This is a genomic window from Empedobacter sp. R750, assembly GCF_030324345.1.
Classification (GTDB): domain Bacteria; phylum Bacteroidota; class Bacteroidia; order Flavobacteriales; family Weeksellaceae; genus Empedobacter; species Empedobacter falsenii_C.
On the sequence record NZ_JACAGF010000006.1, the window covers coordinates 119,235 to 141,219 of the forward strand.

Consider the following 21,985-nt stretch of genomic DNA (forward strand, 5'->3'; position numbering starts at 1 on the left):
ATAATTTGTATATTTGACCACGAAAATTCATCTAAATGAAAAAAATATTAGCTTTATTGTTATTTGTTGGTGCATCAGCACTTTATGCTCAACAAAAAACGCATACAGTTCAAGCAAAAGAAACCGTTTACGGAATTTCGAAACAATATGGTGTTTCGCAAGAAGAATTGTATAAAGCCAATCCTAAAATTGAAAAAAATGGGATTCATCCAGGTGATTTGATTGTGATTCCAGGTAAAGGAACTACGACAACCAAACCAACTGAAACCAATACACAAACGACTACGTCAAACGTAAATACTTCGGACGATAATTATCAATATATTACAATTGAGCCAAAAGAAACGGTTTACAATTTGACAAAAAAATATAAAATTTCGGAAGAAACATTGAACTCATTAAACCCTCAAATCAAAGAAAGAGGTTTAGAAGTTGGTGACGTAATCAAGCTTCCAAAAGATGTGTCAAACAAAGTTTTTTCTGTTCCAAAAGGAACACATTTAATCAAAAAAGGAGAAACTTTATACACTTTAGCAAAACAATATAATGTAAGTGTTGACGATTTATATGCAGAAAATCCAGCTTTACAAACAGGTGTAAAAGAAGGAATGGTGATTACGATTCCTAAAAAATCTGGTTCTGTTGTGATTGAAGAAAATACGATCAATTATGTTGTTCAGAATGGAGATTCGGCTTACGGAATTTTAGAAAAATATAATACGAATTTAGATGAATTATTGCGTTTAAATCCTGATTTAATAAATGGTTTAAAAGCTGGAATGACACTTAAAATTCCATTGCAAAAAAATGCTAAAATCATCAAATACGGAACTGCAGGAAAGCTGAAACGTGCGAACGACAACGAAATTAATGTTGCGATTATGCTACCTTTTGATGTTGCAAATAATCCGCAATTGAAAAATTCGCAAGCGATGCAATTTTTTACTGGAGCTAAATTGGCGTTGACTCGTTTAGCAAAAAAAGGTAAAAATGTAAATGTAAAAGTGATCGACACGAAAAGCGGAAACTTACAAGATATTTTATCTACAACAGATTTTAGTAAAACGGATGCCGTTATTGGTCCATTGAATACGTCTGATGTCACGGAAGTTGCGAATTTCTTCAGCAATTCTGGAATCGCGGTGATTTCGCCTTATGCAAATGACGATTCGTTAAATTCTTTCAATGATTTATTGATTTCTAATCCAAAAGATGAAGTAATTGCAGATCAAATTATCGAAGAAATTGGAAAAAACTTTGCAGGAGAACAAGTTTATTTGTTGACAAATCGTGATGATCAAGAGTTAGCAAATTACACGAAAAAGCAATTAGAAAAACAGTTGAAAGCAAATGTTGTCATTGTAGATAGTGCTGCAAAAATTGTTCAACCACACGATAAAGTGAACGGCGAAGATTATTACACACCAATTATTACGGTTTTAGTTGGTGATGATGATAATTTGGGAAAACAATATTTAGAAAAATTAAAAACATTTAACAAAGACAATATCAAAGCTTACGGAATAAAATCGGTTTCGGTTTATGATGTTTATAGTGCAGATAATGCGAAAAATATCGATGCGTTCCGCGAATTTGGTTTTGTGTTTAGTACTGCGCGATTAATCAATACAAGAGATACGGAAGTGCAAAGTGTGATCAAAGATTTCAAGGAAGTTTATTGTGAATTTCCGACGCGTTACGAGCAATTAGGCTACGATGTAACGTATGATATTGTGGACAGAATGAATAATAAAGGTGATGTTACCAACAATATTACAACAGAAAATACACGTTTGGCATCGAAGTTTGCATACAAAAAAATAAGCGGAAGTAAAGCTTATACGAACGATGCTAGCCGAATTGTTCGTTTACCTAAAAAATAATTTTATCAAAAATTATATACCAAAAAGCGATGCTAAATTTTAGCATCGCTTTTTTCTTTTTATCAACATTTTGAATTAAAACCTTGTATTGAACGGATTTTTTCTAAATTTGACTATGCACAAACTTAAAGACAATTTACTCGTAAAAGTTATTCTAGCCATTGTACTCGGAATTGTACTCGGTGGAATTATCCCAGAAGCTGTTGGTCGTATTTTTATGACTTTCAATGATTTTTTTAGCGAATTACTTAACTTTTTAATTCCATTAATCATTGTTGGATTAATTGTTCGATCAATTGGGAGATTAGGACAAACAGCCGGAAAATTATTATTAGCAACTGTTTTAATCGCTTACGGATCAACCATTTTTTCAGGATTATTAGGTTATTCTGTAAGTATGTCTGTATTTCCAAGTTTATTAGAAAATCAAACTGGTCAAATTAATTTAGCAGAAAAAGCCAAAGAATTTGCACCTTACTTTTCAATCGAATTTCCTCCATTATTTGGTGTAATGCCAGGTTTAGTTTTTTCATTTCTTTTCGGAATTGGATTATCACGATTGAAAGATTCGACTTTTGGAAAATTTGCAGATGATTTCGAATCAATTATTACGTATTTAATTCAAAATTTAATCATTCCACTATTACCAATTTTCATTTTCGGAATCTTCTTGAACATGTCATATTCAGGACAAGTGGTAACAATTATGAATGTATTTTTGAAAATTATTGGTGTAATTTTCGTGCTACATGTTTTCTTGTTAGTGCTTCAATTTACAATTGCCGGAATTATTGCAAAAAAGAATCCTTTTACTATGTTGAAATTGATGTTACCCGCCTATTTCACAGCATTAGGAACACAATCTTCGGCGGCTACAATTCCTGTAACAATTGCGCAAGTAAAGAAAATTGGTGTTCGCGACGAAATTGCCAATTTCGCAGTGCCTTTGTGTGCAACAATTCACTTATCTGGTTCGATGTTAAAAATCGTTTGTTGTTGTTTAGCATTGATGTTAATCCAAGGAATAGAAATTGATTTTGTTCAATTTTTAGGATTTATGATGATGCTTGGAATTGCGATGGTTGCAGCGCCTGGCGTTCCTGGTGGAGCGATTATGGCAGCGATTGGAATTATTGCTTCGATGTTAGGATTTAATGCAGAAAATCAAGCATTGATGATTGCACTTTATATCGCAATGGATAGTTTTGGAACAGCAGGAAATGTAACTGGAGATGGAGCTATTGCTGTAACGTTGAATAAATTATTCAAGAAAGAAGTTCAATAAAAAAAATATTAACCCAAATAAAAAAAGAGTTCCAAAAATATTGGAACTCTTTTTAGTTTTAAGAATATTTAAATAAATGAAGAATGTTTTTTTTATTGTATACCGATTCCACCACCGTTTTGCTCTGTTTTATTTTGCTGAGCTTCGGCTCTTGATTTAACTTTTCCTCCGAAATTGTATGTAAATCCTAAGTAAGCTGTTTGAGATTCCCAGTTAAAGTTTGCATATCCATAATATGGATCATCCATATGAACTCTTGCTCGCATCGTTTTGAAAACATCATTAACACGAGCTGATAAAGCTGCTTTTCCGTCCATAAACGTGTAACGTAAGCCTAAATCCATTCGCCACATTTCTAACATTTCTCCTTGCAAAAATTTAGTTTTGCCTCTAAAGAATCCAAATTGTTGTAAACTTAATTTTTTAGATAAATTATACGTATTATTCATACGAGCAGAAAATACATTTGCTGTAATTTTCTTGTGATCATTTTGCATCTCAGAAGAAGTGAAATCTCCTGCCAAATAAACATTCATCCATTTAGCCAATTTATAATTCCAGCTTGCTTCAACTCCAAATTTATTTACTTTATCGTAGTTCAAATTGTACTGAATAATTGCTGACTCGATATCTTCATCCTTTTTGAATGATTGAATGATATTATCTTTTACACTTCTGTAAAATAAATTCGCAGAAATAGAACCTTTTGTTAATTGTTTTAAATAACCAATTTCATAAGAATCTGTATATTCTGGACGAAGATTTGGATTTCCTTCGCTCGACATTAATGCTGTTGAATATTGAGGAACTGGAGTTAATTGATAAATTCCTGGTCGATTAATTCGTCGGCTATAGTTTAATGATAATTGCGCTTTTTCAGTCAAATCATACGTTAAGAAAGCCGAAGGAAATAAATCTGTATAATCTTTTTTCAGAGTTCCTGCTTCATTTGGTGAATAAAACCAATCTGCATTATCTTCAACACGCTCTAAACGTAATCCAACTTGCGCTCCAAACTTATTAAATTTCTGTTTGTAATTTGTATAAGCAGAATAAAACGAACGATCGAACTGAAAATCTACTGACGGATTGTATATATTTCCATTAAGAGGATTTGTTAATTCTTTAGTAGAATCCATATCATTATCATTAGACTCTTTACGATATTGAATTCCTGCTTCTAACTTTCCTGCATTTTCAATTTGATTGGTATAATCTAAATTAATACGAGTTGTTTGCGTTTTATCGTAACGATATTCTTGATAAAACTCGTCTTTTGGAAATGTATTAAAGTAATCTCTATCATCATCCTCTTTATTAATCGAATAAAATGCATCTAAAACAAGATTGTGATCTTTTTTATTGAAATCTAATTTATAATTCAAACTATAATCAGAACTTCTCGAATCTGACCAAATATCATTTCTATTTAATTTATTAAAATTAGTTTTTAAAACATTTGTATTGATTAAAGCAGCATGATCTCCATCCCACTGATTAGTATAAATCGTTAAAGCATTTTTATCATTGATAAACCAATCGAATCCTGCTTTATATGATAAATTTCTATTTTTTGTATTTTGAATATCAAATAATTGATCAATTTGATCATCATAATTACGACCAATACCATTTTGTTTTGATGGACGATCAGCGTAATTAATATTTCCAAATAAATTGAATTTCCCTACATTCACATTTGTATTCAATGATGTATTAAAACGGCTTTTCTTCCCTTGTTCATAACCTGCAATTAACCCAATATTATAACCTTTCTTAGTTCCTTTAACCAAAACAATATTGATGATTCCAGAGTTTCCATCCGCTTCATATTTTGCTGAAGGATTGGTAATAATTTCAATTCGTTGAATTTGATTCGAAGGAATTTGCTTTAACAATTGCGCTGCTGACTGAGAAGAAGGTTTACCATCTACAAAAACTTTTACATTCTCGTTTCCTCTTAATGACAATGCTCCTGTTTGTTGATCCACATTTACAGACGGAATATTATTCAAAACCGCAGCAGCATCTGCTCCAGAAGAAATCAAATCATTTCCTACTTCAACAACACGTTTATCTATTTCGTTGCGATATTGAGAAGTTTGCGCACGAACAAATGCACCTTTCAGTTCTACGGTTTCCGCTTTTTCTACTTGTAAAATGATGTTACCTAAATTTAATTCACCTCCTTTTACCTCTGCAGTTGTTACAGATTGTTGATAACCAAATTCTGTAATCACCAAACGATAATTTCCGTCTTCCAAATCTGGAATCTCAAATGTTCCGTCTTCATTTGCATACACTTCATCGAATAATTCTTTTGAATCTGCTTTATAAATCTGAATTGCAGCCATACCAACCGCTTCATTTTTTGCATTTTCAATCTTTCCTTTCACAGGATGTTGTTCCTGTGAGAATCCGTAAATAGAGCAAACGGAGAAAAGAATAGCTAAAGTAAATTTGTTTAATCTCATAGTTAATATTTTTTAATAGTACTATGTTTTACATAATACATAATAAGAGTTGTCCGTACTTTTTCCTAATTAGACGTTTTAAAAAATGTTTTGTTACAAAATATTTAAACTTTTTTCAAATTTTTCAAGTACTATGTTTTACATAATACGTAAACCTAATCGTTGGATGATTTTACTAATAAGACGCAACAACTTTCAAAATGTTACAAGAATTTTTAATTTTTTTTAAAAATTTTTTTCCTCGACTGAAAAACTTACATTTATCATTCAATTAATATTAATCAAAAAATTGCTAAAACATTGAGTTCAATTGTCATATTAGGTGCGGGAAATGTTGCGTTTCACTTAACTCGTGCATTAATCGAAAACACTTGCAATGTTCGACAAATTTTCAATAGAACATTAGAACACGCTAGAGAAATCGGAGAAGCAAATAGAATTTCGTATACCGATAAAATTTCTGAAATAGAAAAAGCAGACATTTATATTATTGCGAGTGCCGATTCTGGAATCGAAGAGTTTTCTCATTATATTCCGTATGATGATGTTTTGGTTGTGCATACTTCTGGTTCGTCTCCAATGTCTGTTCTGAAAGGCGATTACCGAAAAGGCGTTTTTTATCCATTGCAAACTTTTTCGAAAGAAAGAACAATGCGTTATGATAATATTCCATTTTTCATCGAGGCGGAAAATTCTGAAGATTTGAAGAAATTGAATGAATTAGGGAATCGTATTTCAAACGAAGTTCATGAACTAAATTTTGCAAGTAGAATGCAAGTGCATATGACAGGTGTTTGGGCAAATAATTTTGTCAATCATTTATATTATATCGCTGGAAATATTTGTGAGCAAAACAATGTTCCGTTCGATGTTTTGTTACCTCTTATACAGGAAACAGCAAATAAAGTCATCGAAATGAGTCCAAAAGATGCGCAAACTGGTCCAGCAAAACGTGGAGATCAAGTGATTATTGATCGTCATTTAGAGGCCTTACAAGATGATTCGAGATTATTACAGATTTACCAAATATTGACAGATTCAATCAAACGAGTTTACGAAAAATGATAAGTTATAAAGAAAAACTAAATAACATTAAAACCGTTATTTTAGATGTAGATGGAGTTTTGACAGATGGAAATTTAATTTTATTACCAACTGGCGAAATGGTGAGAACAATGAATACGCGCGATGGTTATGCAATGCAATTAGCCATCAAACAAGGAATACGAATTGCGGTGATTACAGGCGGAAGAGATGAAGCTGTTGTGAATCGTTTAAAATATTTAGGCTTAACAGATATTTACGTGAACAAACGTGATAAAGTAGAAGCCTTTGAAGATTTACTTTTTTCTTATGGATTAGATCCTGATGAAATTGCGTATATGGGCGATGATTATCCAGATTTAGCTGTGATGAATTTAGTAGGATTATCTGCTTGTCCAAATGATGCGTGTATGGATGTCCGCAAAGCGTCGGAATATATTTCACCAGAAAATGGAGGAAAAGGATGTGTTCGCGATTTATTAGAACAAATCTTGAAAGTTCAAAACAAATGGTATAATGTAGAAGAAGTAGCTTCTATATAAAAGAATTGAACAAATTAAATATTTAATTTTCTGCTTAAAATCGGTATTAAATCTATCACGTTAAGAAAATGTTCGAATGTAACGTTAAGAAGATTTTAGCCCGTTGGGTTTTTAAAATCTTTAGTGAAATGAAAACATTTTTAGTGAATAGATTTACAGCCTTGACTTTTTTGTTTCGTTTTTGTGTCAAGACAAAAATGAAAGAAGTATAAAATTTTAGTCAGAAATAACAGATAAGAATTCATCAGAATAACAAATCATAAAAATGTTATTAACAGAAAAATTAAAAGATACCAATATCATTTTGGCATCACAATCGCCAAGAAGAAAAGAACTTTTAGCTGGATTAGGATTACAATTTTCGACAATTTCATTGGATATTGACGAAACATTTGATCGCAACGAATTCAAGAAAGAACAAATCACCGAATATCTTTCCGCTAAAAAAGCCAAAGCTTATACGGATATTCAACCAAATGATTTGATTATTACTTCGGATACAACTGTTTGGGTTGATGATGAGTCGTTAGAAAAAGCTTCGAATAGAGAAGAAGCGTACGAAATGATTAAAAAATTAAACGGAAAAACACATTCTGTTTATACATCAGTTACGATTCGTTCTTTAGAGAAAGAAGTTACTTTTTCGGACGAAACACAAGTGACTTTCGCAGATTTAACAGACGAAGAAATATATTTCTATATCGATAATTACAAACCTTTCGATAAAGCGGGTGCTTACGGCGTTCAGGAATGGATTGGTTACATTGGTGTGGACAATATGAATGGAAGTTATTTCAATGTAATGGGACTTCCTACGCATAAGCTATATAAAGAATTGGTAAAATTCTAAACATATCATCCAGCTTCGGCTGGATTTTTTTATTCTACAATTATCGTATTTTTGTTTTTCTAAAAAATCAATTTTATGAAGGTCGGTTTATATTTTGGATCATTCAATCCTATTCATGTCGGACATTTAATTATTGCCAATCATTTTCAACAATTCACCGATTTGGATCAGGTTTGGTTTGTGGTTTCGCCTCAAAATCCGTTGAAGAAAAAAAGTTCTTTGGCAAATGAATATGATCGATTAGAAATGGTAGAATTAGCGATAAAAGATTATCCTAATCTGCGTGCGTCGAACATCGAATTTACGTTACCAAAACCGTCGTATACAATTGATACGTTAATTCATCTGAACGAAAAATTTCCTGAACATGACTTTGCACTGATTATGGGTTCTGATAATTTGGATGGAATCTCGAAATGGAAAAATGCCGATATTTTAATGCGCGATTATCAATTGTATGTTTATCCGCGTCCTGGTTATTCGCAAGAAGAAAATTTCGATAATGTCGAAATGGTTGAAGCCCCTTTGATGGAAATTTCTTCTACATTTATCAGAAATGCAATCAAAAATGGAAAAAATATCAAGCCTATGTTACCTCCAAAAGTTTGGGAATATTTGGATGGAAGTAATTTGTATGGTTAATTTTTTAATTTTAATTTAATAATTTGAGTATTTCTGATTTAAAAAAATGGATAGCCTTTTCTATTCTTCCAATAGTATTAATTTTTTTAATAATTAATTCTATCATAGATATAAATACTTCTGAAAGCAATTTAATTAAAGGAAAAGTATCAGAGATTGGTTTAACTGAAAGTATATATAGACAAAAAAGTCTTCGAAATCTTTCTAATAAAAAGATGGTGTTTTTTCTAAAATTGGAAAATGATTCAAATAAATATTCGTATTCAATCAAAAAACACCTTATAACTCAAAAAATTAAAAAAGGAGATTATGTAAACATTTATTATGAAAAACCTCAAAAATATCAAAATACAATTTCTATCATTCAATTAGAAAAAGGCAAAAATATTTTAATATCAAAATCTGAATTTAATCAAACAAAATATTTCTTAATTACAGTTTTCTCCACTTCTCTAATCTTATATACACTAATAATTTATCGTAAACTAAAAAATCATGACAAAACAAGCTACTATAAATAATTTAGACGAATTAGTTCCTTTATTTGATGCGTATCGTCAATTTTATAGTAAGAAATCTGATGTAAAAGCAGCGGAAGAATTTCTAGAAGCCAGAATTGTAAATGATGAATCGGTTATCTTTTTAGCCTATAATGAAGACGAAAAAGCAGTTGGTTTTGTACAATTATTTCCTTCATTTTCATCTACACGAATGAAACGTTTCTGGATTTTGAACGATTTATTTGTTTCGCCAGAATTTCGCGGACAAGGTTTTTCAAGAGAATTGATAGAAGAAGCAAAAAGTTTATGTCGCAAAACAGATGCTTGCGCGATGTTATTAGAAACTAGTGTTACGAATGATATTGGAAATTCGTTGTATCCAAGTGCTGGATTTCAATTGCGCGATGATGCAAATTTTTATGAATGGGAAGTTTAGCCAAATTGACGTTTCAATTCGTAGATAATATCTTCTAAACCATTTAGTTTTATTTCGTAAACGGTCGATAATAAAACACCTAATTTTCCTTTCGGAAAACCACCTTTACCAACAAACCATTCCAAATAAGAAACAGGTAAATCGCACAACAATCGCCCTTCGTATTTACCGAAAGGCATTTTTGTTGTGACAATTTCTTTTAATATTTCGGGATGAAATCCTTCCATTATTTTGCTATAGTTCCTTTGTACGTCGACATTCCATCTTTGAAATTCTTCGCATTTTTGAAACCTTTTTCTTGCATTTTTTCTGTTGCTAATTTTGCTCTAACACCAGATTTACAATAAATGAAATAATTCTTTTTTGTGTCTAATTTCTGAATTTCTTCTTCGAAATTTGGATTTTTAACATCAATGTTTACCGCTCCAGGAACATGACCTTCAGCAAATTCTTCAGGTGTACGAACGTCTAACAAAACATTCTTTTTGTTCTTGAAATTGATTTCATTTACATTGTCTAAAGTCGAAGTTACTTCTTCTATTCTCGCTTCTTTTCCTTCTGAACTTGACGAATTGCTTGCACAAGAACCTAAAAAAAGTGTTCCTGCAATCATTGCAACTCCTAAAATTTTATTTACCATTATATTGATTCATTGTATTCCCTAATCCTTGAAAAACAAACGACAAAACTGCATCAGCAGCCAAATTTAATCGTTCATTCATTTTTTCATTTTCTTCTGCCGACCAATCGCCTAATACGTAATCCACTTGTTTACCTTCCGAAAACTCATTTCCTACACCAAAGCGTAATCGCGCATAATTTTGTCCGCCAACTTTATTCTGAATATCTTTCAAACCATTGTGTCCACCATCGCTACCTTTTCCACGCATACGAATTGTTCCGAAAGGCAAGTTCAAATCATCAGTAATGACAAAAATATTTTCTAACGAAATATTTTCTTTTTTCATCCAAAAACGAACCGCATCTCCACTCAAATTCATGTATGTATTTGGTTTTAACAACGTAACTGGACGCGCTTTGTATTTGAATTGAGCCACTTCACCAAAATTTGATGGAGAAAATTTAGCATCAACTTTTTTAGCAACTTCTTCAACAACCTTGAAGCCAATATTATGACGAGTATTTTCGTATTGAGCACCAATATTACCAAGCCCAATAATCAGATATTTTTGCATGAAACAAAATTACATCTTTTTGCAATGATTCGAAATAAATATTTAACTTCGCTTTAAAATCTACTAAATTGGTATAGATTTTGAAAGTACAAGAAATCGATAAAAATTTATCATGAACAAAATAATTAGCGTTTTTATATTATTTATTGGAATGAATGCCTTTGCGCAAAATATTCCGTCGGTGATGAAAACTGAATTTCCCGCTGCTGCTTTGCAAGATAGTGTAGTTGATTTGGATGGAAATTCGACAACCATAGAAAAAGTTTTTTCGAATTATAAAGGAAAAATTGTTCTATTAGATTTATGGGCAACTTGGTGTGGAGATTGTATCAAAAACATGCCTGCTTTGAAATCTTTGCACGAAAAAAATCCTGATGTAACCTTTGTTTACCTTTCAATGGACAAGAATGAGGAAGCTTGGAAAAATGGTATTGAAAAATATCAAATTGAGGGTCAACACTTTTACTTAGGAAACAACTGGAAAGGCAATTTTGGCACAGGGATTGATTTAAATTGGATACCGAGATATTTGGTTCTTGATCAAAATGGAAAAATTGCAGATTATTACAGCGTAAAAGCTGATGATCCTAAAGTTCAAGAAACAATTGATCGTTTAAGAAATAAATAGTTTATAGTTTACCAACCAAATGGTGATTGAAATTGAAAAATCAATCACCATTTTCTTTTATTAATCATTAGAAATCAATATCTTTCATAGAATAAAAATAAATATTCTATAATTTTTTATAGATCATTTTTTGTATCAAACTTTTAGTTATTATTGCATTGATTTTAATACCCTTTTTATTTATATGAAAATATGCTTCGTAATGTATCCTTGGGACAAGGTTGAACCAGGAAAAGACACCACTATGCGAATTATTAAAGAATGCGTAGATCGTGGATTTGAAGTATCCTATTTAACAAAAAAAGATATCTCTATTGCCAAGGGCAAAGTTGTAGGAAACTGCAAAAAGATGATAACTACAGAAACAAATGATTGTGTTGAATTTTATCACACCATGAAATTTGAAAGTAGTATAAAAGATTTGACCGAATTTGACATAATTTTTATGAGAGCCGATCCACCAATTGATCCGCTTTTGTTGAATATGTTAGAGTTAATTGAAGAAAAAGTTTTCTTCGTTAACAAAATTTCGGGATTACGTAAAGCAAATAACAAAATATACGCTGCTTCTTTTGATGATGGTCAAGAAACAATTGTTCCTCAAACGCTTATTACAAAAGACATCGATTTGATAAAATCGTTTGTAGAGGAAAATAATTTCGAGAAATTTATCATCAAACCATTAGACGGAATGGGAGGTAAAGGAGTTATACTTTTCGAACGAAAAAATATTGGTAACTTAAGCTCGATCTGCGATTTTTATATCAATCATACCGGAAATTCTCAGCCTATTATTTGTCAAAATTATATAGAAGGTGCAGAAAAAGGTGATGTTCGCGCCATTGTGATTAATGGTGAACCGATTGGTGCAATTATGCGTGTTCCTGCAGAAGGCGATCACCGTTCTAATATTTCGGCTGGTGGTTCTGCGATTAGACATGACATGAGCGAACATGAGTTAGAATTGTGCCGTAAAATAGGAAAACAATTAAATGAAGATGGAATTTATTTTTGCGGAATCGATTTGATTAACGGGAAAATGGTTGAGCTAAATGTCGTAAGTCCTGGAGGAATTGTTCCTCACAATAATGTAAACAATAACAACGAAATTCAGAAACAAATCGTATCGATGTTATTGGAGAAATATAAAGAATTTAAAGCATGAAATCCATAAGTATACAGCAAATTTTAGATAATATTGAGAACGAAATTGTATTTGAAGCTTATGCAGAAGACGAATCATTCAAAATAAAAATCGACGAATACATTCCTTACGTTTGTGCTGCCATTCATGATGGTGGACAAATGCGCGAAGATATTCGCGAAAAATGTTTATTAAGCAATTATGAACGTTGGTACGAGGAAGATCCGCATACAGCTGAGTTTGTAGAAACTTTTCCAATCTTAATTCAAGGTTGTGATTCTCGATTTGAATACGATCTAAATCGTGGTCCAGAAACTGCTGTGTACGAAGAAGCTTGGGGAAAACAGGTTTGGAAAGAGCCTTTGTCGGTTTCTCAAAAACAAAAAAGTATTGCAAAACATCATGCTTTTTATGAGGTTTTGGAAGCTTTAATCAACAAGCTTGAAACTAAATTTAAGTCGTGTTTGGTTTATGATATTCACTCGTACAATTGGAAACGTTGGGATCGTCCGGTTCCAGTGTTCAACATTGGTGCGGAGCGAGTTGATAACGAACGTTACGGAAATTATGTAGAAAGTTGGCGCGATGAATTAGCGAATATTGAGTTAGAAAATATTCACAATTATTCAGCGATTAACGATGTATTTTATGGACGCGGATATTTGTTAGAATTTGTTACAAATCGATTCAAAAATACATTGGTTTTAGCGACAGAAGTTTCAAAAATTTATTGCGATGAATTGACAGGAGAATCTTTTCCAGAGATTATTAACCAAATAAAAGAAGGTTTTAAATCGGCGATTCTTAACCACGCTTACGAGTTTGTAAAAACGGAAACGACGTACAAAGTAGGTTCTAAGCAAGTGAATATTTTGCACAATGAATTAGAATCTGATTTGGTCAAAATTGATAAACAATTGTATCAATTGGTTCAAAATTTTGAGTTGTTGAGTGTCATCAATCCGATTAATTTAGAATTTGAAAAGAAGAAATTCTTAGCTTCAAAATATACATACGAACCACAATTTAAGTACAATCCGCTTAACATTGATCCATTCGAATTTAAACGAAAATTATCGAATATTAAAGTCGAGAAAATCAATGATATTAGTATTCAAAATATGTATGTTAACACGATTAACGCTTATTTTGACAAGGTAGATTTGTTGGCGAATCTTGGTACGGATAAATTTTTGTACAATTCGTTGCGTTATTTTGGCGAACCATCTAAAAAAGATATCGAAAATGCGAACTTTATCCTTTATTGTCCTGAGTTTAGAATGGATAAACAAGGCAATTATACAGAGGAAGAAGTGGTTGATCTTTTTAGAAATGCTACAAATGATTATGGCTTCAAATTTGACATCGAAGTTTCGGATGATATCGCATCAAAAGCGCTTGTGATCAATAGTAAGAGAAAAGTTGTGATTAAACGTGGCGTTAAATTTGACAAACGTTTTACAAATGGTTTAATCGAGCACGAAATTGGAGTTCACATGGTAACAACGATGAATGCATTGGATCAACCATTAAAAATCTTTAGTATTGGTTTACCTGTGAATACGTTGACGCAAGAAGGTTTAGCGATTTTAAGCGAATATTACTCTGATTCTATTAATCATAGCCGATTAAGAGAACTTGGTTTACGCGTTATGGCGGTACATATGTTGACAAATGGAAAATCGTTCAATGAAACATTTATGACGTTGATGGAAGAATATAAAATGCAACCTGAAGACGCATTTTATCTGACAACTCGCGTTTATCGTGGTGGTGGTTTTACAAAAGATGCGCTTTACTTGAAAGGTTTGAAAACAATTTTGAATTATGTTGATCAAGGACGTTCTTTGGATAATTTATTGATTGGAAAAACTTCGGTTGAATACATTGATACAATTGACGAATTAGTTGAGCGTAAAATGATTAACAAACCAAAATATCATACCAAAATTTTCAAAAAACATCTTGAAAATCCAGAAATCAATCCGATTTTACAATATATTTTTAATGGAATAAAAGACTAAAAGTAAAAAACCCACTCAAATTTGAGTGGGTTTTGTTTTTAATTTTTGACTACTATTTTCTTTCTAGTATAATAAAATCCAACGGCAGTTGCTAAAACTATTAATGGATAAACATAATCCGAGATTGGTGCAGCATTTGGATCATCAGGATCATCTACAGTTGCAATATCATTTGAAGCATTAGAGCTTGAAAAAAAAGAAACTTCTTCCTGCTCATTAGCAAAAGCTAAATGTGAAAATGAAAATAATGTTATTAAGATAATTTTTTTCATTAGAATAAGATTTTAGTGTTAGTAATTGTTTGATCTGTATTGATTACTTTAATTACCAATACTTGATTCGCTTTAGGTAAATTAGATAATGAGATTTCTTTTCCAGAAGTAGACTTAGATAAAACTTTTCGTCCAGAAATATCATAAACTTCTACTGATTTTATTTCTTTTGGAGATTGAATTACAATTGTATTATTTTTCTTAAATACAACTGTTTCTTGCTTCGTCACATCACTAATTCCTAATGTTTTATTCGTAAACATTAATTCGAAACGATCATTATTAATACCTTCTTGTACATTAAATGTGTAAGCTTGTTTTCTTAAGTCAACAATTTGTTTATCTACTTTATCATACAAAAAGATTGAAACATCTTCAGCAATATTTTCTGTATTATTCAATTGAATTGTATATGATGCATTTGCTTTTGCATCAAGTCCTAATTTCACAATATCATCATTATTAAATGGTAAAGCTCTACCTTGAATTACAAATCGATCAGACAAATTATTAATCAATGAGTAAATAGCAGAACCATCATAATTTTGATTAAGTTTCGCATCCATTCTTTCGTCAAATTCGTTTGTTGCATCTTGTACATAACCAATTAATATTTGGTTTTTAGCTTGAGTTCCTTCAAATAAATCAATCCAAATTCGTTTTGAATCATCTTCATTTTTGTAAAAAATCGCACTCAAATCTGTACGTTGAGTATTATCAAATTTTAAAGTAGTAGCAGCATTAATTTCTGCAATAAATCCTTGTCCTTTACCTATAATCCCATTCGGAATAACACCTCCAGCAGCAGCTTGTGTTCCTCCTGTTAGATTATATGAAGCATAGTTATTACTAGCATAACCAGCAGAAGTTAATGGAGCTTGGTGTGTCCAAAAATACAATGCTTTTACAGAAGGATTTGCTTGCAAGAACTTTTTAGCGTCAAGAGAAGAAGGATAAGGGTTTCCTATTAAATGATAACCTAAATTTTGCTTCGTAACAGATTTTGTATAATTTCCATTATTTAAGTTTCCTATAAACTTACCAGCAAAAATGGCTCCTGGAGCTGTTTGTGTATGATTGTTTGCTACACGAATGTGGTAACCTAATCCATTCTCAAAATTATACGTTGCTGGATTTTGTAAATTACTATTTGGATATAACGGATCATTTACAAACAAACTTGCAAACTTATTCGTTTGTTCATTATAAATATAAAAACGTTTATCTAAAGTATTTGGTGAAAAACTACGTACATTTTGACCATTTACTGGAGACGACCATAATGTTGCATCATTAAAAATCATTGGTGTACTATTCGCCATTGCTGTGAAGCTTCCTGTGTTTGTTACAGCATTTGTTTGAATAACATTTCCTCCATCTTCAATAATAAATTTATCAGCAGTTAATTTATTAATGATTTCGTTTTCAACTTTTAATACAGTTCCTGATTTTACTGTTACTGATCCAGACTCTAATGTTAATTTCTTTGCCGTAATATTTTTAGTCAATGCTAAATCGCCTTTTACAATAGCTTCCTTGGTAGCACTTGGTTCTCCAACACTCCAAGCCATGTTTTCATAAGTAGTAGAAGCAGCTTCTTTTATAATTATCGTATAATCTTCTACTTCACCATAATTTCTATCATTACAAGCTAAGTTACTACCTCCATAATCACCAATAACTCTCATTCTTAAAGGTGTATTTTTAACAGAAGTTGTAGAAATTTTAATCGTAGAACTTGCTATATTATTCGTAGCAGTTTTTGACATGACTAATTCACCAGTTTCAAATGTACCATTGTTATTATAATCTATGTAAACATAAAATGATTCTTGTATTTTTCCACCACCAGTTAATTGAATATCTATTGTATTACCTTCCATTATTTCTGTTGTAAAAGCATTAGATATACAACTATTTTTAGTATAATCAGAATAGAATACTACACCTGTTGTACCTATTGGTACACCAGAAGTAACATTAATATCTCCAATCTTCACATTTTTTATTCCAATATTATAAGTACTTCCATCTGGAGCTTTATTTATCAAGTTAGCAGGTTTACATGCTTCTTTTGGAGCTTGATTATTTTCTGAACCCGTAATAGAGATTAAAGCTTTAGATTTTAAGAAACTTGGTCTCATCGCATAAATAACATCAGTTGCATAGCTTCCTTGTCCAGGTGTAAAGCGATCTAATTTAGAACCATAATTCATCATATTATATTGTACACCATCAAATTTTGTATTGGTACAATCATTTATCGTGTTATTATCTGGATACACTTTATATTGATTGTATTGACCATTCTGATTATTTGATGAACCAAAAAATAGTCCACTTCTAGTTCTTTGTGTATCTTCTATTCCATCATTTACTACACCTCCACAAGTTGCACCATTCCCATCATCTGAACCTGAATCAGCTGCAAATACATGTTTTATACCAAATGCATGCATCATTTCATGTGCTAATACAGTATCTGTTGATTTTATAACAACATGATATAACATCACAGATAAATCTACAGATTGCCCTGGATATGTTGCAAAACCTGCTGTATATGAGACAATTCCAGGAGTAGAAGGATTAACTCCGTTTATCTTATTTGTAATATAAATATTAAAATAAGAACTAGGATCCCAATTATATGTTGAATTTATCGTAGTATAAGGAATACCAGGATTAGAAGATCCATTTGCGATTCCACTGTCTACATACGTTTGATTTTTTGATAAATCATGGTTAATAATCCCTGTTGTTGCTTCACAACTTGGTGATCTTTTTGCTAATACCAAACGAACAGGTAATGTAGTACCTCCAGCTCCTGGACCCTTAATATCAGATGCTGATCCGTCCCAAATTGCATTTGCTCTAGCAATCCAAGCATTTACTTGGGCATTGGTTGGCACGTATAAACCTTTTCCATCATCTAGAATATGAACAACAATAGGAATTTCAATAATTTGATTTGCCTTATTAGCAAATTCCCCATTTTTTCTTGATCGCTCAAATTCTTTAATTTTAGCTTCATAAATTTCTTTAAATCCAGGATTGTTTTTAAAAAAATCAGCTTGTAAATCTTCAGTTCCACAAACTTCAATAGGTTTGTTTTGTGCAAAAGAAATATTGCCTAATAAAAATGACAATACTACACATTTAAATAGAAGTAATTTTTTTATCATACTAATTCATGTTAATTAATATGTTAAAATTCTATATAATAAATGAATTATCCGCTTATTAAACGTTTAAATTATTTTAAACGTTTAATTATTCTTTTAATCTTAAGATTTATAGTTAATTTTTATCTTTCTCAATTCTCTTATCAAAATAAAATAATACAATTCCTAATGCAATAATACCTAAACCAAATAAACTTTCTTTTGGTTTTTGCATCAAAACGAAATAACAGATGTATAAACTAAATGCTAAAAATATGGCAGGTAAAACATAAAAGAATTTACTTTTGATAATGGTTAATTGATCTTGTTTGATGAAGAACGCTGTACAAACTGCTAATGTTGCTAATATTTGTAAAACGAAAGATGTGTAAGTAAAAATCACTTCAAAATCTCCTGAGAAAATCAGCAAAATACTAATTGCTGTATGCACCCAAATTGCGCGAACCGGAATTCTATTTTTATTCTCTTTCGCCATAAAATTCCACAATTTATTTTCACGCGCTGTGGCTTGCGTCAAACGAGAACCAATCCACAAATAACCACTAATCGTCGCAATCAATTGCAAAGCAATAAAACAACTCACCCATTTTACATTATTTCCAAGTAGATTACCAAACGAAATATTCGCCACATTTTCTTGTCCAACCAAAGCTTCTGATGATGAATGTTTCAAGAAAACATAATTTAATAAAACATAAGAAATCGTGACAAAAATAACACCTATAAATAACGCTTTTGGTAAGTTTCGTTTTGGTTGCTCAATTTCTTCTACGATATATGAAGCCGAATTCCAACCTGTATATGCGAAAGTGACATAAACCAAAGAAGTCGCAAATGCTGGAAGTAATAGTTCATTTTTCCAAGTCGAATCAAAAAGTACCGCGTTTGGCTCAACTGCTGGAGCAAAATAAAAACCTAAAGCAATTAAAACGATGATAAATACAACTTTTAGAATAGTAAAAACATTCTGAAATTTACTACTCAAATTTAGACTGAATGATTGAAAAACTGCGACTATCAAAATCATTGCTATTGCAAATTCTTTTCCTAAATCCAATCCAAAAACATTGAGGTATTTTCCCATTGCCAAAGCCGCTAAAGATATTGGAGCAGAGAAACCTACAAACAAAGAAATCCAACTTGATAAATAACCAAAAACGGGATGAAATGTCCGAGATAAATAAATATAATCTCCACCTGATTGTTTAAATTTTGACGCTAATTCCGAATAAATAAATGCGCCAATCAACGCTAACAATCCTCCTATTGCCCACAATAATAAGATAGAAGTTGTATTTTTTAGATCAGAAATTTGATAACCCAAACTGGTAAAAACACCTGTTCCGATCATATTCGAAATCACTAATGCTGCTGCGGTTTTCCAACCAATTTTTGAATGTGCCATACACAAAAAAGTGCCAATTGAATGTTTGAATTTACATTAAAATTGACACTTAGAATATTTTATTATTGATTAAAATTTAAAACTTGCACGCGCAAAATAATACGCTCCTGTCATCCCCATTTGCACCGGTGCATACGGAAAAACTCCATAATAAGAATTTTCGTAAACTTGCTTGTCTGGGAAAACATCAAACAAATTATTTGCACCAATTGTAAAGTTGAAATTCTTTGTAATATCATAACCAATCGAAGCATCCGTCACCACTTTTCCCGTGTGCTCTTGGATACTTCCCCAAGGATATCCATCTTTAGTCACTTTTCCAAAATACGTGTTACGTACCATAAAATTGAATCCAGAAATTGCATAATTCAATCCTAAAGTTGCTTTTGTTTTTGGGCTTAATGATTCGATAATATTGACTTGATCAGGACCAAAAAATTCTTCTGTTGGAATTGTCAAAGTTGTTGGAAAATGATAACCGACAATCTTTGTTTCATTGATATTTCCTGATAAACTTGCATTCAATTTTCCTCGACCTAAACGAGTATCATAAGAAATTACTAAATCCAAACCTTTGGTTTCTGTATCAATTGCATTCGTAAAAATACGCGCTGTCGCAACATTATATTTTTCTAAAGCAGGATCTGTAATATCAGAAGTCAAGACAATTCGGTCATCAACTTTTATAAAATATCCATCCAATGTGATAAATAATTTTGAAGTTGGACGAAATGTTAAACCTAAACTTGCATTGATTGATTTTTCTTCTTTCAATTTATCTAAACCAATTTCTTTCGACAATTCAGACTCATTTCGGATAATTCCTTTTGTTACCAAAACTTGATCACCATTATCATTCAAGAATAAATCAGTATATGAATTACTGAAATACTTTTGTTGTAAAGAAGGCGCTCTAAATCCTGTCGAAATTGCTCCACGAACCGAATATCCTTTTGCATATTCATATCGCATCGCTAATTTTCCGTTGATTGTACTTCCAAAGTCTGAGTAATTTTCGAAACGTCCAGCTAAATCAGCCGTAAAATCTCCAAATTTCAATTCTCCATCTACATAAGCCGCAACTGAATGACGATCACCTTTTACAGCATTTAATGGAGAAAATCCTACAAAAGATTCAGATCCAGAACCTGCGTAAGAAGCTTCATCTCCAGCTTCAATTTTATATTGTTCAAAACGATATTCTCCACCAAACGCTAAACTAACATTTTGGTTAATTCGTTTCGAAAAATCTAAATTGACTGTATTTTGTAAAAATTGATGTTTTCCTGCGTAAAAATCGGTTGGAGAGTTTAAGCCTAATGATTGATTAATTGAATTTTCTAAATCATATTTGAATGAATTTAAACCAAAAGTATTACTCAAGTCAACTTTCCATCCATCATATGAATAACGTAATCCTGTCGAATTTGAATAATCATTTACATTAGATTTTAACGTTGCTTGAAAACCATTTGGATAAATTTTTAACGCATCTTCAGACAATTCGCTTGGTAATCTTCTAAAACCAAATCCATTTCCTTGACGTAAAGAAACTCCTCCAAATGAATAAAAATCTAATCGATCATTAATCGTCGTTTCAGCATTTACAAAAAATTGTTGATTTTTGATTGCCGCATCTCCAATTTGAAATCTAAAATCTTTTCTCGAAAGCCCTAAAGCAGCAATTTTAGCATCATCCGCAGCTCTTGCTGCATCTGGATCATCTGCAAAATCGTACGCGAAATCATCTCCAAAAATATCTAAATTATGATCTTTAGAACGATTCGTTTTCCTGCGCTCACTTACAACCGCCGAAAAAACAATTGAACCTGATTGTCCTAATTTCGTTCCATAACTTCCGTTAAAATTATACGTTTCACCATCATTTCGAGAAGTCTGACCATACGTCAAAGATGCATCACCACCTGGTTTAGATTTCAAAACAATATTTACAACTCCCGCAATCGCATCAGAACCATATTGCGCAGCCGCACCATCACGTAAAACTTCAATTTTGTCAATCGCCGAAATCGGAATTGCGCCTAAATCTGTTCCTACAGAACCATTACCTACCGTATTTTGGTAATTCACCAACGAAGTTGTGTGACGACGTTTTCCATTAATCAAAACCAAAACCTGATCTGGTCCCATTCCACGCAATGTTACAGGATCGATATGCTCCGTTCCATCGGCAGATGATTGACGAACCGAATTAAAAGAAGGAATAACCACATTCAAAATATCATTCACACTCAATTGAGGAGAAGACGTTTTCAATTTCTCAACATCGATAATATCGACAGGAACTGACGAATTAACCACCGTTCTTTCTGATGTACGACCACCGATTAAAATAACCTCGTTAAGATTTGTTTCCTCCTTTTCAACTTCTTGAGCGAAAAGTGTAGATGCGCAAATAAATGCGAATGAAGCAAGTAAAAATTTGTTTCTTTTCATTTTTAATTTTCATAAAAC

General features: G+C 31.7%; 19 protein-coding genes. 11 read left to right on the plus strand and 8 right to left on the minus strand.

Annotated features, from left to right (window positions below):
• Positions 1–35: 35 nt before the first annotated feature.
• A complete protein-coding gene (locus tag HXZ74_RS08125) occupies positions 36–1,883 on the plus strand; it encodes a LysM peptidoglycan-binding domain-containing protein (protein WP_280061738.1) in 1,848 nt (615 codons plus the stop codon).
• Between the two features lie 115 nt (positions 1,884–1,998).
• Positions 1,999–3,168, plus strand: coding sequence for a dicarboxylate/amino acid:cation symporter (locus HXZ74_RS08130; RefSeq protein WP_286474792.1), 1,170 nt, complete (start codon positions 1,999–2,001; stop codon positions 3,166–3,168).
• A 92-nt stretch (positions 3,169–3,260) separates the two neighbouring features.
• On the opposite strand, the gene HXZ74_RS08135 is transcribed toward HXZ74_RS08130, so the two are convergent.
• Positions 3,261–5,642, minus strand: coding sequence for a TonB-dependent receptor (locus tag HXZ74_RS08135; RefSeq protein WP_286474795.1), 2,382 nt, complete (start codon positions 5,640–5,642; stop codon positions 3,261–3,263).
• A gap of 300 nt (positions 5,643–5,942) precedes the next feature.
• Between HXZ74_RS08135 and HXZ74_RS08140 the strand changes: the two genes are divergently transcribed.
• The 6 genes from HXZ74_RS08140 to HXZ74_RS08165 all read left to right on the plus strand — a co-directional run bounded on the left by HXZ74_RS08140 (position 5,943) and on the right by HXZ74_RS08165 (position 9,656).
• Positions 5,943–6,707, plus strand: a complete 765-nt coding sequence (locus HXZ74_RS08140) for a Rossmann-like and DUF2520 domain-containing protein (protein WP_038336382.1) — start codon at positions 5,943–5,945, stop codon at positions 6,705–6,707.
• Positions 6,704–7,228, plus strand: a complete 525-nt coding sequence (locus HXZ74_RS08145) for a KdsC family phosphatase (protein WP_084106935.1) — start codon at positions 6,704–6,706, stop codon at positions 7,226–7,228. Before HXZ74_RS08140 ends, HXZ74_RS08145 begins: the two co-directional genes overlap by 4 nt.
• A gap of 265 nt (positions 7,229–7,493) precedes the next feature.
• The gene (locus HXZ74_RS08150) at positions 7,494–8,078 is read left to right on the plus strand and encodes a Maf family nucleotide pyrophosphatase (protein WP_114998733.1); all 585 of its coding nucleotides are present in this window, start codon (positions 7,494–7,496) and stop codon (positions 8,076–8,078) included.
• Between the two features lie 75 nt (positions 8,079–8,153).
• Entirely contained in the window at positions 8,154–8,720 is a 567-nt protein-coding gene (gene nadD, locus HXZ74_RS08155; protein ID WP_280061736.1) for a nicotinate (nicotinamide) nucleotide adenylyltransferase, read from the plus strand.
• A 23-nt stretch (positions 8,721–8,743) separates the two neighbouring features.
• Positions 8,744–9,241: a hypothetical protein gene (locus tag HXZ74_RS08160; protein WP_280061735.1), complete on the plus strand. Its 498-nt coding sequence runs from the start codon at positions 8,744–8,746 to the stop codon at positions 9,239–9,241.
• The gene (locus tag HXZ74_RS08165) at positions 9,216–9,656 is read left to right on the plus strand and encodes a GNAT family N-acetyltransferase (protein WP_280061734.1); all 441 of its coding nucleotides are present in this window, start codon (positions 9,216–9,218) and stop codon (positions 9,654–9,656) included. Before HXZ74_RS08160 ends, HXZ74_RS08165 begins: the two co-directional genes overlap by 26 nt.
• Here the strand turns inward: HXZ74_RS08165 and HXZ74_RS08170 are convergent.
• Genes HXZ74_RS08170 through pth form a run of 3 tightly spaced genes read right to left on the minus strand, consistent with a single transcriptional unit; the run spans position 9,653 to position 10,852 of the window.
• The gene (locus HXZ74_RS08170) at positions 9,653–9,883 is read right to left on the minus strand and encodes a DUF3820 family protein (protein ID WP_286474796.1); all 231 of its coding nucleotides are present in this window, start codon (positions 9,881–9,883) and stop codon (positions 9,653–9,655) included. The genes HXZ74_RS08165 and HXZ74_RS08170 overlap by 4 nt on opposite strands.
• Entirely contained in the window at positions 9,883–10,296 is a 414-nt protein-coding gene (locus HXZ74_RS08175) for a rhodanese-like domain-containing protein (protein ID WP_286474799.1), read from the minus strand. The genes HXZ74_RS08170 and HXZ74_RS08175 overlap by 1 nt, the downstream gene beginning before the upstream one ends.
• Positions 10,286–10,852: an aminoacyl-tRNA hydrolase gene (gene pth / locus HXZ74_RS08180; RefSeq protein WP_286474801.1), complete on the minus strand. Its 567-nt coding sequence runs from the start codon at positions 10,850–10,852 to the stop codon at positions 10,286–10,288. The genes HXZ74_RS08175 and pth overlap by 11 nt, the downstream gene beginning before the upstream one ends.
• Positions 10,853–10,964: 112 nt before the next feature.
• Here pth and HXZ74_RS08185 point away from each other — a divergent pair, with 112 nt between their 5' ends.
• The 3 genes from HXZ74_RS08185 to HXZ74_RS08195 all read left to right on the plus strand — a co-directional run bounded on the left by HXZ74_RS08185 (position 10,965) and on the right by HXZ74_RS08195 (position 14,648).
• The gene (locus HXZ74_RS08185) at positions 10,965–11,480 is read left to right on the plus strand and encodes a TlpA family protein disulfide reductase (protein WP_280061732.1); all 516 of its coding nucleotides are present in this window, start codon (positions 10,965–10,967) and stop codon (positions 11,478–11,480) included.
• Between the two features lie 184 nt (positions 11,481–11,664).
• Positions 11,665–12,645 carry a glutathione synthase gene (gene gshB / locus HXZ74_RS08190; RefSeq protein ID WP_280061731.1) on the plus strand — a complete coding sequence of 327 codons (981 nt, stop codon included), beginning with the start codon at positions 11,665–11,667 and terminating at the stop codon, positions 12,643–12,645.
• A complete protein-coding gene (locus HXZ74_RS08195; protein WP_280045819.1) occupies positions 12,642–14,648 on the plus strand; it encodes a flavohemoglobin expression-modulating QEGLA motif protein in 2,007 nt (668 codons plus the stop codon). The genes gshB and HXZ74_RS08195 overlap by 4 nt, the downstream gene beginning before the upstream one ends.
• 38 nt (positions 14,649–14,686) lie before the next feature.
• On the opposite strand, the gene HXZ74_RS08200 is transcribed toward HXZ74_RS08195, so the two are convergent.
• The 4 genes from HXZ74_RS08200 to HXZ74_RS08215 form a co-directional block, all read right to left on the minus strand.
• Positions 14,687–14,920, minus strand: coding sequence for a hypothetical protein (locus tag HXZ74_RS08200; protein WP_280045821.1), 234 nt, complete (start codon positions 14,918–14,920; stop codon positions 14,687–14,689).
• Positions 14,920–18,069, minus strand: a complete 3,150-nt coding sequence (locus HXZ74_RS08205) for a RemA C-terminal-like gliding motility protein (RefSeq protein ID WP_286474803.1) — start codon at positions 18,067–18,069, stop codon at positions 14,920–14,922. Before HXZ74_RS08205 ends, HXZ74_RS08200 begins: the two co-directional genes overlap by 1 nt.
• 151 nt (positions 18,070–18,220) lie before the next feature.
• On the minus strand, positions 18,221–19,510 hold the full coding sequence (locus tag HXZ74_RS08210) for an APC family permease (RefSeq protein WP_286474805.1): 1,290 nt from the start codon (positions 19,508–19,510) through the stop codon (positions 18,221–18,223).
• A 69-nt stretch (positions 19,511–19,579) separates the two neighbouring features.
• Positions 19,580–21,967, minus strand: coding sequence for a TonB-dependent receptor plug domain-containing protein (locus HXZ74_RS08215; protein ID WP_286474808.1), 2,388 nt, complete (start codon positions 21,965–21,967; stop codon positions 19,580–19,582).
• Positions 21,968–21,985 lie beyond the last annotated feature (18 nt).

Coding starts and splice junctions, on each gene's coding strand:
- nadD (WP_280061736.1), top strand. CDS start 8,154: ATGAAGGTCGGTTTATATTTTGGATCATTCAATCCTATTCATGTCGGA.
- HXZ74_RS08130 (WP_286474792.1), top strand. CDS start 1,999: ATGCACAAACTTAAAGACAATTTACTCGTAAAAGTTATTCTAGCCATT.
- HXZ74_RS08200 (WP_280045821.1), bottom strand. CDS start 14,920: ATGAAAAAAATTATCTTAATAACATTATTTTCATTTTCACATTTAGCT.
- HXZ74_RS08195 (WP_280045819.1), top strand. CDS start 12,642: ATGAAATCCATAAGTATACAGCAAATTTTAGATAATATTGAGAACGAA.
- HXZ74_RS08165 (WP_280061734.1), top strand. CDS start 9,216: ATGACAAAACAAGCTACTATAAATAATTTAGACGAATTAGTTCCTTTA.
- gshB (WP_280061731.1), top strand. CDS start 11,665: ATGAAAATATGCTTCGTAATGTATCCTTGGGACAAGGTTGAACCAGGA.
- HXZ74_RS08210 (WP_286474805.1), bottom strand. CDS start 19,510: ATGGCACATTCAAAAATTGGTTGGAAAACCGCAGCAGCATTAGTGATT.
- HXZ74_RS08215 (WP_286474808.1), bottom strand. CDS start 21,967: ATGAAAAGAAACAAATTTTTACTTGCTTCATTCGCATTTATTTGCGCA.
- pth (WP_286474801.1), bottom strand. CDS start 10,852: ATGCAAAAATATCTGATTATTGGGCTTGGTAATATTGGTGCTCAATAC.
- HXZ74_RS08135 (WP_286474795.1), bottom strand. CDS start 5,642: ATGAGATTAAACAAATTTACTTTAGCTATTCTTTTCTCCGTTTGCTCT.
- HXZ74_RS08185 (WP_280061732.1), top strand. CDS start 10,965: ATGAACAAAATAATTAGCGTTTTTATATTATTTATTGGAATGAATGCC.
- HXZ74_RS08125 (WP_280061738.1), top strand. CDS start 36: ATGAAAAAAATATTAGCTTTATTGTTATTTGTTGGTGCATCAGCACTT.
- HXZ74_RS08145 (WP_084106935.1), top strand. CDS start 6,704: ATGATAAGTTATAAAGAAAAACTAAATAACATTAAAACCGTTATTTTA.
- HXZ74_RS08150 (WP_114998733.1), top strand. CDS start 7,494: ATGTTATTAACAGAAAAATTAAAAGATACCAATATCATTTTGGCATCA.
- HXZ74_RS08175 (WP_286474799.1), bottom strand. CDS start 10,296: ATGGTAAATAAAATTTTAGGAGTTGCAATGATTGCAGGAACACTTTTT.
- HXZ74_RS08170 (WP_286474796.1), bottom strand. CDS start 9,883: ATGGAAGGATTTCATCCCGAAATATTAAAAGAAATTGTCACAACAAAA.